Below are 12,893 nucleotides of genomic sequence, written 5' to 3' on the forward strand. Positions count from 1 at the left end.
CCTCAATCGGTATTCTGTTTGAGGAACTCATTGGCCAATTCGGCGGCCGTGCTATCAGGATACTCGTCGCGAGTTCTGGTCAAGAGTTCACGTCCGCCACTGGTCTCCCCTTGCCTGATTTGCAGTAAGCCCAGCTTGTACATGGCATCAGGCACCTTACTGCTGTCCGAAAAGTCATCAATGACCCGTCGAAAGGCAGTCGCTGCCTCGTCGAGTTGAGACTCCGCAGAATACAACTCACCTAGCCAGTAATAACTGTTGGCCGTATAGCGAGAATCAGGATAGGTGCCGACAAACCGCTCGAAAGCCTCGATAGCCGTGGGGAATTCGCGTGACTGCACATGTTGGAATGCCTCTTGATAGGCCGATTGCGCCTCATTGTCAGCGCTATCATCTTCAGAGCCTCCTGCAGCCACGTCCTGTGCTGATTGGGTATCGACTCTAGGCGTCCCGTTACCCGACTCGCTAATAGACCGGAGGCGCTCTTCTAGATCGAGATAGCGTTCTCGGGATAGTTGTCTTTCCTGTTCTAATTGATGGCGCAGCTCTTCCAGTTGACCGCGCAACTGACGAATCTGATCCTGTTGCTCATCCAGTTGATTGAGCAGCATCAGATTGCCGCCCCCACGAGCTTCAGTCTGCTCGTAGAACGAGCTTCCTCCGCCATTACCACCGTTGGCACTGTCGGAAAGGTCGGTAATCTCGGGACTGGCCAATACAGATAACGGGAGCAACAGGGCTCCCGCACCGCATAGCCCTTTCAGACCATGTTTCATTATCGACTCCCTGGATACAGGGTCATATCGCCTCAGTAATCAAACACTACACGACGATTGCGTGCATAGCTCTCTTCGTCGGTACCGTCGACTGCGGGACGCTCTTCGCCATAAGCGACCACGTCCAGCTGTGAAGAAGAAACGCCTTGCACCGATAGATAACGTTCGACGGCTTTGGCACGGCGTTCACTCAATGCCATGTTGTACTCGCGAGTTCCCCGTTCATCGGTATGTCCTTGCAACACGACTTCCGTACCCGGGTTATCGTTGAGGTACTCTGCATGGTCGTTGAGCACCGATTCAAATTCGCTACGAATGCGGTCACTATCGAACTCGAAGTAAATCGTTCGGGTCTGGGGAATGCCATCGGCACCATCCATCCCGCTACCCGTGCGAGTACCGCTCTGCTGATCAGTGCCGGTGGCTCCCTGCGTGGATGCCGAATCGCGACCACTAACGGCACCATCGCTGTCCATCGAACCATCCTGGGTTCCACCGGTACTGGAGCAACCTGCTAACGCTGCCAATGCGAGTACCGCAACCAGGTATTTGGCGTGAGGCTTGAATTCCATTGTCGACTCCTTGCTAGGAATGAATGATATCAACGTCGTGACACATCAGTTCATGAACGGTGACCATGCCGGTTCCCGTACATTGCCTTCGGACGAAGGCAGGCGAAACGATGCCTCACCATCGGCCGATACCGCTCTCAGTTCCCCGCGGCCACCTTGTTGGGTGGCGAAGATTACCATGGTTCCATTGGGGGCAACACTGGGAGATTCGTCACGCCGGGAATCCGTCAGCGTCACCAACCTATCATCATCCAGATCCTGGCGCGCCACACGATAACCATTGTTATCGCGGTGTATCAGGAAAATAGCGTCGCCGTCCGGCGCGTAACGCCCTCGCGCATTGTAATTGCCAGTGAAGGTCATGCGTTCCGTGTTACCATTGGCGAGATCGATCTCGTAGAGTTGCGGACCGCCACTGCGATCAGAGGTAAACAGGAGGCTATCGCCGTCGGGAGACCAGCTCGGCTCCGTATCGATGGCGCCATTATTGGTTATCCTGTCGAACTCACGACTACCGATATCCAGTACATAGATCTCCGGTTGCCCATCCCGAGATAGGGACATCGCCAGTTTACGACCATCCGGTGACCAGGACGGTGCACCGTTGATGCCATCGAATGACGAGGCCCGTACACGTTCACTAGAGGCGATGTCTTGAATATAGATAGCCGGGCGACCGGTTTCGAAGGATACGTAGGCCAGCTTCTGACCATCCGGTGACCAGTCCGGTGACAGGATCGGCTCATTGGAGCTCAATATCTGTTGGCTATTGTGACCATCGGCATCCGCAATATGGAGTGCGTAGCGGCGGTCGTCTGCACTCCCCCGTGCCGTCACATAAGCGATTTGCGTCGAGAAAGCACCGCGTACGCCGGTAATCTCTTCAAAGATCTGGTCGCTGATGTAGTGAGCGGCAGCACGCAATTCACCACGGCTACTGGTCACCACCTCACCCAGAATGCGCTCTTCACCGTAGATATCGAGCAATTCAAATTGAATACGATACTGCTCTCCGGTGTTCTCGACGCGCCCGACGACAAGATATTCACTGTCGACGGCACGCCACTCTCGATAGTTGACGTCACCACTCTCGCTGGGCTGCGCGATCAGAGCGCTGGCCGATAGCGGGTCGAACTCGCCACTGCGTTCCAGATCATTACTAACGATATCGGCGATATCTTCCGGTAGAGCCTCGTTGCCCTCGACCTCGAACGGTACGACAGCGATGGGAATAGCGCGATCGCTACCCTGAGTGATCTCAATGGTAAGATCGGCCTGAGAGATGGCACTGCCCAGCAGCAGGGCAACCCCTAGACAGAGATTCAGTAAATGTTTCATCAGCGTACTTCCCCTGGACTGAATCGTAGGTTGAATTCACGGAAGCGACGTTGAGCCCCCGGCGGTAAGTCCTGCATTTCCCTGAATGGTGCAGCCCGTTCGACAGCGCGAACCACTGAACGATCAAATGAGTCACTGCCGCTTCTTTGAATCACATTCGCCTCGACAAGTTCGCCCGTAGGCAGAAGGCGCAATCTGACCAAGGCGACCGTGCCGGAATCCGCTTCGGGTGGGACATTCCACGCCTGTTCCACATACCGTTTTACCAGATTCTGAAAGCTATTGGCGGCTTCGTCGGCCTGGCGTGCTTGAGCAATCGCATCCTGCTCGCCGGCAATTGCCCTATCCAAGCTACCGCTGGCCGCTTCCGCCGCTCGCTGTGCTGCATCCTCCTGGCGTTGACGCTCGGCCTCGGCTTCTTCCCGACGACGCTGTTCCTCCTGGCGCTGGCGCTCGGCCTCGGCTTCTTCCTGACGACGCTGTTCTTCCTCCTGGCGTTGGCGCTCGGCCTCGGCTTCTTCCTGACGACGCTGTTCTTCCTGGCGCTGACGCTCGGCCTCGGCTTCTTCCTGGCGACGCTGCTCCTCTTCCTGACGTCGGCGCTCGGCTTCCGCCTCCTCGCGACGTTGCTGTTCTTCCTCACGTTGACGCTCAGCCTCTTCCAAACGACGCTGTTCCTCTTCGCGTTGCTGCGCCAGACGTTCGGCTTCCTGCTGCCGGCGTTCCGCTTCTGCAAGGGCCGCTTGGCGGGCTTCCTCGCGTTCCTGAGCGGTAGTTTCACGCTCAGCCGCCTGTTGTTCGGTATTGTCTGCCGGTTCAGGCGTATTCTCTTCCGCAGGTTCCTGCTCAGCCTCTTCCGCTTGCGTCTGCTGTTCCTCCGGCTCCTCATCGGAAGACTCAGTGCCACCGCTAGCGTCCTCGTTGCGAAGCGCCTGATCCGTCGTCGTTTCGGTTCTGACCAGCGTAGCCTGAACCACCGACGCCTCAGTCGGATCACTGGTGCTGGACGGCAAACTGATCATGCTGATGATAATCACCAGAACGTGAAGACCGACTGCCAACATCGTTGGCAGGCCATAGCCTACACGCTTGTCGTGTCTGGCCATGACGCTTCCTCAATCCTCATCGGCGGGCGGCTCTGAAATCAGCCCCACATTCGCGACGCCGGCAGTCTGCAGTGTGCCCATCAATGTCACGACCTGACCGTAGGAGACATTCCGGTCACCTCTGACCATGACCGGGGTGTTGGGATTCCGTTCCAGAATCGCCATCACGCGATCCGCGATGTTGTCCAGCGACACCGTGGTCTCATCGTCATCGAGCGAGATGTAATAGTTTCCCTCCTTGTCTACCGATACGATAACAGGGTCGCTATCCTCGACATCCTCAATGGGCTCCGACGTGACTTGGGGAAGATCCACTTGCACACCTTGCGTCAACATCGGAGCGGCAATCATGAAGATCACCAGCAACACCAGCATGACATCGATGAAAGGGACCACGTTGATTTCGCCCATCGGCTTGTTGTGACCGCCGCGGTGAAAAGGACCATGCATCATAGCCTGTCTCCTCAAGCCCCTTCGGAATTACCACGTCCCTGCAAATTGCGATGCAGGATTGAATGAAACTCTTCGGCGAAGTCCTCGTACTTACCCAGGAGCTTGCTCGAGGCGGACGAAAGGCGGTTGTAGAAAATGACTGCCGGGATCGCAGCGAACAATCCCATCGCAGTCGCAATCAAGGCCTCGGCGATCCACGGGGCGACCGTGGCCAATGTGGCCTGTTGTGCCATCGAAAGACTCTGGAATGATCCCATGATTCCCCATACCGTTCCGAACAGACCAATATAGGGGCTCGCCGATGCGACTGTCGCCAGAAACACTAGATGCAAGTTCAAGCGCTCTTCTTCGCGAGACCAGGCAACGCGCATGCTGCGCTGGACCCCTTCAAGAATCGATTGAGGGTTGCGGGTTTTGGGTAGCAAGCGATTGAATTCACGGAAACCGGCACGAAAGATGTGTTCGGCACCCACGGTTTCCTGTTCGGAAGGGGTTTCCTTATACAGCTCGTTGAGATCGATTCCCGACCAGAATCGTTCTTCGAAATCCTGGTGAGCTCGTTTCGCACGACGAATGACGAAGCTACGCTGAAAGATCACGATCCAGGACAGCAGCGAGGCCAGAATCAGTATCAACATCACGAATTGCACGACGCCACTGGCGTTCATGATCAAGTAGGGAATGGACATGGAGTCGTTCACGGGTGTCCTCGTCAGTCTTGCTGGTTAACCATTGAGGGCCGCGGCAAGTGCCGTCGGCCAGCGAGTCGGCTTGCCTCGAGTCGCATCCATGCATGCAATATCGACTCGGGCATCACAAAGCCCTTCTCCACGTCGGGTGACTTCCTGGTGGAAGCGTAAGCGACAGGAAGTGTGTGATTCGATGACGGCACTGACCAGTAGTTCGTCATCGAGTCGAGCGGGTTTGGCATAACGGCAGTCAAGTCGGTGTACGACAAGCTGGATGCCCTTCTGGAATAGCTCGTATTGCGTGATACCAAATCGCTTGAGCCATTCACTACGCGCCCGTTCCATATATTTGAGGTAATTCACGTAATAGACGATGCCTCCAGCATCGGTATCCTCGATATATACGGTCACCGGCCACTCAAAATGCCTCATGGACGCGTCTCTCCCGCCGCCTCAGGAGCATCGTTGCTGCCACTGGAAAGACCGAAGTGTACGTATGCCTGGCGAGTGACCATCCGACCTCGTGCGGTTCGCATCATCAACCCTTGCTGGATCAGGTACGGTTCAATGACATCTTCGATGGTATCTCGTTCCTCACTGATGGCCGCAGCCAGTGAGTCGACACCGACAGGTCCCCCCTCGAACTTCTCGATCATCGCCAACAACAGGCGACGATCCATGTTATCCAGGCCATGACGGTCGACATGCAACAGATTGAGTGCCTGATCGGCTATATCGGCTTGCAGCCGTCCGTTGCCACGGACTTCAGCGTAGTCACGAACACGACGCAAGAGTCTGTTGGCAATCCGCGGTGTCCCGCGAGAGCGACGTGCAATCTCCGTTGCGCCGTCATGGTCGGATTCGACCCCGAGCAGACGTGCCGAGCGCGCAACAATCTCGGTCAGTTCATCGATGTCGTAGAACTCGAGACGTTGAACGATCCCGAAACGATCACGCAGAGGCGATGTCAACAAACCGGCTCTCGTGGTGGCCCCGACCAGGGTGAAACTCGGCAAATCCAGCTTGATCGACCGGGCTGCCGGTCCTTCGCCGATCATGATGTCGAGCTTGAAATCCTCCATGGCGGGATACAGGATTTCCTCGACAACCGGCGACAGGCGATGTATCTCATCGATGAACAGAACATCGCCCTCTTGCAGATTGGTCAGCATTGCGGCGAGATCGCCAGCACGCTCCAGAACCGGGCCCGACGTCGATTTGATATCGACGTCCATTTCGGAAGCGATGATATTGGCTAGCGTCGTCTTGCCCAGCCCCGGTGGACCGAATATCAGCGTGTGATCGAGACTCTCCTGTCGACCGCGTGCCGCGCTGATGAAGATGTCCAACTGCTCACGGACCTGGGGCTGGCCAATGTAATCGGTCAGCCTGCGAGGCCGTATCGCTCGATCGACACCGGCCTCTCCTTCCTTCTCGTCAGCAGCAATCAGGCGATCACTCTCCAACATGGGAATCCCCATTCGTCATGGTCAGCTTCCTCATGAGTTCAGCTCGATAGCTTGCGGGCCAGAGCCGACTTGATCAAGGCTTCGGTAGTCTGTCCGTCATCGAGACCAGACAGCATGCGAGCTGCTTCCGCTGGCTTATAGCCCAGAGAAACCAGCGCTGCCTCGGCATCAGCCAACGTATCACGTCGGGACGACGTGCCGCTGGTTGTTGGCATGTTTTCCATCGCCGTGGCCGGCGCCGCCTGATTCTGCCAATGAGGAAAGCGGTCACGCATCTCGATGACGAGTCGCTCGGCAGTCTTGCGACCCACACCGGGCAGTCTCGTCAAGGCCTTGATATCATCATCCATGACGCACCGTATGAAGGCGTCTTCATCCATGCCAGACAGGATGGCAAGTGCCAGTTTCGGCCCGATGCCATTAACCTTGACCAGGGCACGAAAGAGTTCGCGCTCCTGCTCACGGGCAAACCCGAAGAGCAGATGCGCATCTTCGCGTATGGTCAAATGCGTGAATAGTCGAACCGTCTCTCCAGTGTCGGGCAGGGCCATGAAGGTATTCATGGATGCCTCGATTTCGTAACCGACACCGCCAACATCGATCATCAGCCAAGGAGGCTTCTTCTCGACAAGCGTGCCATGCAAGCGTCCTATCATGCCATGACTGTCCTTGTGTGACGGGGGGGCCCCGAACATGGGAATGCCAGTATGACGTCACCATCAGATGACCGGCTGGAAATTACTATACTGATCAGTAGCGGCACTGACCAGCATTGTATAGAACAGCGTTTGATAATTAGCGGCCCATCACATACATGAGCCGACGATCCCGTCACTCTGGGCGAAAATCCCGCCAACGTTGAGCTTTACCCCGCCCCGTTCGGCGGCGACTGTAGGGTTGGCTGGGCACGCGCCCTTGACGGGCATACGCATGGGTCAATGCAATGGCCAGTGCATCGGCAGCATCAGCCGGAGGCGACGCATTCAGGCCCAGAACGGCGACCACCATGTGCTGGATTTGCGTTTTTTCAGCGCTTCCTGACCCTGTCACGGCCTGCTTGATCTGACGCGCTGCGTATTCGCTAACAGCAAGTCCATGGTTGGCCGCACACACGATAGCCGTACCGCGAGCCTGCCCCAATTTCAGCGCCGAGTCGGCATTTTTCGCCATGAACACCTTTTCAATAGCGAATTCGCCGACTCGATGCATAGCGATCAACTCACTGAGTCCGGCATAAATCTGGGCAAGCTTCTGTGCCAAATCATCGGCCTGAATACGAATGCAACCACTACCGACATACACCGGCTTGCCACTGGATATATCGATGAGACCATAGCCTGTAGTGCGTGAACCAGGGTCAATACCCAATATCAGCATGCAGTGCGCTCACTCGAGCTGATCGAGGATGGCATCGTCGAAATCAGCGTTGGTATAGACGTTCTGCACGTCGTCCAGGTCTTCGAGCATATCGGTCAGCTTGATGATACGGCGTGCGAGTTCCACATCGTCTATCGGTGTATAGTTATCCGGATAGAGTCCGACGTCACTGGAAACCGGTTCGATACCTGCCGCCGCCAGTGCGTCTTTTACCGCACCAAAACTGGTCGGTGTCGTGACGACCTCCAGCGCCCCGTTGTCCTGCTGCTCGATCTCCTCGGGTTCCGCGTCCAGCGTTGCCTCCATGGCGGCCTCTTCGGTAACGTCATCGGGCAACAACAGACGCCCCTGTTTATGGAACATGAAGGCAACGGAGCCCGATGTGCCCATGTTGCCGCCGTGTTTGTTGAACGCATGACGCACTTCGGAAACGGTGCGGTTGCGGTTGTCGGTCATGCATTCGACCATGACCGCGACGCCTTCCGGACCATAACCTTCGTAGACCGTCTCCTCCATGTCGTCGCCGTCGGTATTCCCGGCCCCACGATCGACGGCACGCTGGATCGTATCCTTGGTCATATTGTTCGAGAGCGCCTTGTCGATCGCGGCCCGCAAACGAGGATTATCATTGGGTTCACCACCCCCTTGTCGGGCAGCGACGGTCAATTCCCGGATCAATTTGGTGAAGATCTTGCCCCGCTTGGCGTCCTGAGCGGCCTTACGGTGTTTGATATTGGCCCATTTACTGTGACCTGCCATACAAAAGACTCCTGTGGCGTGCCACCGGCGTCCAACGACGCCGGTCAATTGCAGGGGGATACGTGCCCTTACTCGCTGGACTCGGATTTAGCTTTATGGCGTAGCCGAATATTGAGCTCCTTGAGCTGCTGTGACGACACATCACCCGGGGCATCGGTCATCAGACAAGCGGCACTCTGTGTTTTAGGGAAGGCGATGACTTCACGAATCGTCCGTGCTCCCGTCATCAGCATCACCAGGCGGTCCAGGCCGAAAGCCAGTCCTCCATGCGGGGGGGCACCATATCTCAGGGCATCCAGCAGGAAACCGAATTTCTCTTCGGCCTCCTCCTCACCGATGCCCAGCACCTCGAAGACGACGCGCTGCATGGCCTGATCGTGGATACGAATCGAGCCACCGCCGAGTTCCGTTCCGTTCAGAACCATGTCATAGGCCCGTGAAAGTGCGGCAGCCGGGTTCTCCTTGAGAGATTCGGGCGTGCAGGAAGGTGCCGTAAAGGGGTGATGCAGGGCGGCCAACTTGCCATCGTCATCGACCTCGAACATGGGGAAATCGACGACCCACAGCGGTGCCCAGTCGCGAGTATAGAGGCCGAGATCTTCGCCCAGCTTGACACGCAGCGCCCCCAGCGCTTCATTGACAATGCGCGTTTTGTCGGCGCCAAAGAAAATGATGTCGCCGTCGCGTGCATCGAGACGATCGAGCAGCGGATCGACGATACCCTCCATGAACTTGACGATCGGTGACTGCAGACCGTCAATGCCTTTACTACGCTCGTTGACCTTGATCCAGGCCAGCCCCTTCGCCCCGTAAATACTCACGAACTGGGTATACTCATCGATCGCCTTGCGAGACAGCTCTGCCCCGCCACTGACCTTCAGCGCGGCGACTCGCCCGTCACTGGCATTAGCGGGGCCGGAGAAGACCTTGAAATCAACATCCGTCATCAGGTCGTCGACATCCACCAGTTCCAGCGGGATGCGTAAATCCGGCTTATCGGACCCGTAACGGCGCATCGCCTCATCGTAAGGCATCCGCGGAAAGTCGGGTAACTCGATATCGAGAACGTCTGCGAATAGCGAACGAATCATGGACTCCGTGATGTCCATGATATCGTCTTCCTCGACGAACGAAGCCTCGAGGTCGATCTGGGTGAACTCGGGTTGGCGATCGGCGCGCAGGTCTTCATCGCGGAAGCATTTGGCGATTTGGTAGTATCGATCGAAGCCCGACACCATCAGCAGCTGCTTGAACAACTGCGGTGACTGGGGCAGTGCAAAAAAGCTACCCGCATGGGTTCGGCTCGGTACCAGATAGTCTCGTGCCCCTTCGGGAGTCGCCCTCGTCAGAATAGGCGTTTCAATGTCGAGAAAGCCCTGCCCCTCCAGGAATGCACGCACGCTGTGCGATATCCGGGAACGCAAGCGTAGCTTATCGATCATGTCCGGACGTCGCAGATCGATGTAACGATGCGTCAAGCGGACCTCTTCACCGACCTTGCCATGTTCATCCAGTTGGAACGGCGGAGTCGCGGCACTGTTGAGGACCTCGACCTGATTCGCCAGGACTTCGATCAGCCCGGTCGGCATGTTGGGATTCTGCGTGCCCTCCGGACGCATGCGTACGCGACCGACAATGCGCAGGACGTACTCATTGCGGGCCCTGTCGGCATTGGCGAAGGCCTCGGCGGTATCGGGATCGACTACGACCTGGGCTATGCCATCACGATCGCGCATGTCGAGGAAGATCACTCCTCCGTGATCGCGACGGCGGTGTACCCATCCGCACAAGGCGACCTCTTGGTCCACCAGAGTTTCGTTCAGCTGGCCGCAATAATGGCTGCGCATGTCAAATCCTGTTCTGTTGCGTTATCGAAAAATCATCAAATGGCGAACATCAAGCCACTGAGCCATCTCGAGACGAGGCGCTGCCCGCTGGCGATTGACTGCCACCACCTTCGCTTTTTGCATTCGTCACTTTAGTCGCGGCGCCATTACTTGATGAGTCGGACGAATGGCTGCCGGTACTGTCACCAGCGAGGTTTTTCTTGCTGCCCGATTTAAAATCGGTTTCATACCAGCCACCACCGGCCAGTCTGAAACCGGCTGCCGACACCAATCGCGTCAACTCGGCCGTATGGCATGAGGGACAATCGGTCAATGGGGAGGCACTAATTTTCTGCAGCTTCTCAAGACGATGGCCGCAGGCCTTGCACTCGTACTCATAGATGGGCATGGTTCTATCACTCCTAAGAACGTCGACACTCCGGGACGACGACCATGAGGAACGCGCTGACAGGAGTACATCGCGAACCTCTGGCCAGTGATAGGCATATAAGGCCAATCATCGCGCTTTCCAAGCCTGCCCCGAAAGCTCGACATTATAGCGTGTTGCGCCCCCTGCCGGGCAAGATGGCACGACATCGATACCAGGAAGGAACTTTGCCATGCATGCCGTAATCCTCGACGCCGCCACTCTGGGCGATGACATCGACCTGTCTCCCTTGCGCAGTGAAGTCGATCGACTTGATGTCTATGACAATACGACCTCAGATCGGCGCATTGAGCGTTTGAAGAACGCCCGCGTTGCGCTCGTTAATAAAGTGGTACTCGACGCGGATACACTGAATGCCTTGCCGGAACTGGAATTGATCTGTGTGCTTGCCACCGGCACCAACAACATCGATATGGAGGCCGCCAACAAGTTGGGCATTGCCGTTCGCAACGTGACTGCGTACGGCACCCAGAGCGTGGCACAGCATACCATGATGCTGATGCTCGCATTGGCGAACCGGTTACCGTTATACCAGCGTGATGTGCAGCAAGGCCATTGGGAGAACAGCCCGTTTTTCTGTCTGCTCGACCATCGCACGCTCCAACTCGCCAATAAACGACTCGTCATTGTGGGACAAGGAGAGTTGGGGCGACGAGTCGCATCCCTGGCGGAAGCGTTCGGCATGCATGTGCAGTTCGCTGCACGTCCCGGGAATGAGCAACAGGATGCGCGCCCGAGCCTTCGCGAGCTTGCCCCCCAGGCCGATATACTCAGCCTGCACTGCCCGTTGACCGAAGCAACTTGCCACCTAGTGGATGCCGACTGTCTGAGTACTCTGAAAAGAGAGGCGATCGTCATCAACTGTGCACGTGGTGGCGTCATTGATGAAGAAGCCGCGTTGGCGGCATTACGTCAGGGTCACCTAGGGGGACTAGGTGTCGACACGTTACCGGTAGAGCCTCCCCACGATGGTCATCCTTTGATTTCGGCACTATCCGAGCCGCTCAACTTGATCGTCACACCGCATAGCGCCTGGATCGCACCGGAGGCCCGTGCCAACGTTGTCAAACTGACTGTCGACAATCTCAGACAATGGCGAGGCTCCAAGGATGACTGATCTAGTGCAGCAGCCACTGTTCAATCTAGGCTCGATCAATATCGATCATATCTATCGCGTACCTCACCTCGTGCGGCCTGGCGAAACGTTATCCAGCACGAGTTATCGGCAGGTGCTTGGCGGCAAAGGGGCTAACCAGTCACTGGCCATTGCGAGAGCCGGTGGCGATGTCACGCACTGGGGTCGTTTGAATTCGGGGGATGACTGGGCTCGTGACATTCTCGCTACATCAGGCGTGAAAACCCGTGATATCGTCCCTGTCGATGAGCCGAGCGGCCATGCTTTGATCCAGGTCGATGATGACGGCGAGAACGCCATCATTCTCTATCCCGGTGCCAATCACGGTTTTAGTGAATGTGACATTGACCGTTGGGTTGCGATGGCTCCTGCGCAAAGCTGGCTGTTGCTGCAAAACGAATGCAACGGTCTGGCCCATATCATGAAGCGAGCTCACGAACACGGCCTTTCGATCGCATTCAATCCGGCTCCGATGACGGCGGCGGTCCATGAACTCCCCCTGGATACGTGCTCGGTCCTGTTCGTCAATCGAGGGGAAGCCGCCAGCCTGGCTGGCATGAGCGACAATGCAGGTGCCGATGAACTACTCGATGCGCTGGCCTGTCAGCTCCCCGAGGTGGAAATCGTTCTGACACTTGGCGCCGCAGGCGTCTGTTATCAGCATGGTACGCAGCGATTCGAGTTGCCCGCTCACGAGGTAGTGGCCGTCGATACGACGGCAGCCGGCGATACGTTCATTGGCTATTTCATGGCGTCACGTCAGGTCAACGAGACGATCGAACATTGCCTGCAGCGTGCCAGTGTGGCCTCTGCCCTGTGCGTCCAGCAGGCGGGAGCGGCTCCCAGCATTCCTTCTGCGGTGGATGTCGATGACGCATTCGCCGATTGGGATAGCCTGGTAACATCCGCTTCCCACGCTGAATGAAGCCGCTCATCCCCGCTTAT

General features: G+C 56.8%; 15 protein-coding genes. 2 read left to right on the forward strand and 13 right to left on the reverse strand.

The window, feature by feature from the left end; translation table 11 throughout:
- Positions 1 to 2: 2 nt before the first annotated feature.
- From ybgF to FVV99_RS10490, 13 genes are all read right to left on the reverse strand, one after another.
- Positions 3 to 776 (reverse strand): tol-pal system protein YbgF, encoded by a 774-nt coding sequence (ybgF, locus tag FVV99_RS10430; RefSeq protein WP_148254013.1) that lies wholly within the window; start codon positions 774 to 776, stop codon positions 3 to 5.
- A gap of 32 nt (positions 777 to 808) precedes the next feature.
- On the reverse strand, positions 809 to 1,348 hold the full coding sequence (gene pal / locus FVV99_RS10435) for a peptidoglycan-associated lipoprotein Pal (protein ID WP_148254014.1): 540 nt from the start codon (positions 1,346 to 1,348) through the stop codon (positions 809 to 811).
- Positions 1,349 to 1,393: 45 nt separating this feature from the next.
- Complete coding sequence (tolB, locus tag FVV99_RS10440; RefSeq protein ID WP_148254015.1) at positions 1,394 to 2,686, reverse strand: Tol-Pal system beta propeller repeat protein TolB; 1,293 nt, start codon at positions 2,684 to 2,686, stop codon at positions 1,394 to 1,396.
- Positions 2,686 to 3,792, reverse strand: coding sequence for a cell envelope integrity protein TolA (gene tolA, locus FVV99_RS10445; protein WP_148254016.1), 1,107 nt, complete (start codon positions 3,790 to 3,792; stop codon positions 2,686 to 2,688). The genes tolB and tolA overlap by 1 nt, the downstream gene beginning before the upstream one ends.
- 9 nt (positions 3,793 to 3,801) lie before the next feature.
- Positions 3,802 to 4,242 (reverse strand): protein TolR, encoded by a 441-nt coding sequence (gene tolR / locus FVV99_RS10450; RefSeq protein ID WP_148254195.1) that lies wholly within the window; start codon positions 4,240 to 4,242, stop codon positions 3,802 to 3,804.
- A 14-nt stretch (positions 4,243 to 4,256) separates the two neighbouring features.
- Entirely contained in the window at positions 4,257 to 4,946 is a 690-nt protein-coding gene (gene tolQ, locus FVV99_RS10455) for a protein TolQ (protein WP_148254017.1), read from the reverse strand.
- Positions 4,947 to 4,970: 24 nt separating this feature from the next.
- Complete coding sequence (gene ybgC / locus FVV99_RS10460; RefSeq protein ID WP_148254018.1) at positions 4,971 to 5,366, reverse strand: tol-pal system-associated acyl-CoA thioesterase; 396 nt, start codon at positions 5,364 to 5,366, stop codon at positions 4,971 to 4,973.
- Positions 5,363 to 6,403, reverse strand: coding sequence for a Holliday junction branch migration DNA helicase RuvB (gene ruvB, locus FVV99_RS10465; protein WP_148254019.1), 1,041 nt, complete (start codon positions 6,401 to 6,403; stop codon positions 5,363 to 5,365). Before ruvB ends, ybgC begins: the two co-directional genes overlap by 4 nt.
- 38 nt (positions 6,404 to 6,441) lie before the next feature.
- A complete protein-coding gene (gene ruvA, locus FVV99_RS10470) occupies positions 6,442 to 7,059 on the reverse strand; it encodes a Holliday junction branch migration protein RuvA (protein ID WP_148254020.1) in 618 nt (205 codons plus the stop codon).
- A 175-nt stretch (positions 7,060 to 7,234) separates the two neighbouring features.
- Positions 7,235 to 7,780 carry a crossover junction endodeoxyribonuclease RuvC gene (ruvC, locus tag FVV99_RS10475; RefSeq protein WP_148254021.1) on the reverse strand — a complete coding sequence of 182 codons (546 nt, stop codon included), beginning with the start codon at positions 7,778 to 7,780 and terminating at the stop codon, positions 7,235 to 7,237.
- 9 nt (positions 7,781 to 7,789) lie between these two features.
- Positions 7,790 to 8,539, reverse strand: coding sequence for a YebC/PmpR family DNA-binding transcriptional regulator (locus FVV99_RS10480; protein ID WP_148254022.1), 750 nt, complete (start codon positions 8,537 to 8,539; stop codon positions 7,790 to 7,792).
- A 68-nt stretch (positions 8,540 to 8,607) separates the two neighbouring features.
- Positions 8,608 to 10,386 (reverse strand): aspartate--tRNA ligase, encoded by a 1,779-nt coding sequence (aspS, locus tag FVV99_RS10485; protein ID WP_148254023.1) that lies wholly within the window; start codon positions 10,384 to 10,386, stop codon positions 8,608 to 8,610.
- A gap of 49 nt (positions 10,387 to 10,435) precedes the next feature.
- Positions 10,436 to 10,774 (reverse strand): FmdB family zinc ribbon protein, encoded by a 339-nt coding sequence (locus FVV99_RS10490; RefSeq protein WP_148254024.1) that lies wholly within the window; start codon positions 10,772 to 10,774, stop codon positions 10,436 to 10,438.
- Positions 10,775 to 10,985: 211 nt separating this feature from the next.
- On the opposite strand from FVV99_RS10490, the gene FVV99_RS10495 reads away from it, so the two are divergent.
- A complete protein-coding gene (locus tag FVV99_RS10495; RefSeq protein ID WP_148254025.1) occupies positions 10,986 to 11,930 on the forward strand; it encodes a D-2-hydroxyacid dehydrogenase in 945 nt (314 codons plus the stop codon).
- On the forward strand, positions 11,923 to 12,873 hold the full coding sequence (locus FVV99_RS10500) for a ribokinase (protein ID WP_148254026.1): 951 nt from the start codon (positions 11,923 to 11,925) through the stop codon (positions 12,871 to 12,873). The genes FVV99_RS10495 and FVV99_RS10500 overlap by 8 nt, the downstream gene beginning before the upstream one ends.
- Positions 12,874 to 12,893: the final 20 nt, after the last annotated feature.

It is taken from the genome of Aidingimonas lacisalsi (assembly GCF_008079445.1).
GTDB classification, from domain to species: Bacteria; Pseudomonadota; Gammaproteobacteria; order Pseudomonadales; family Halomonadaceae; genus Aidingimonas; species Aidingimonas lacisalsi.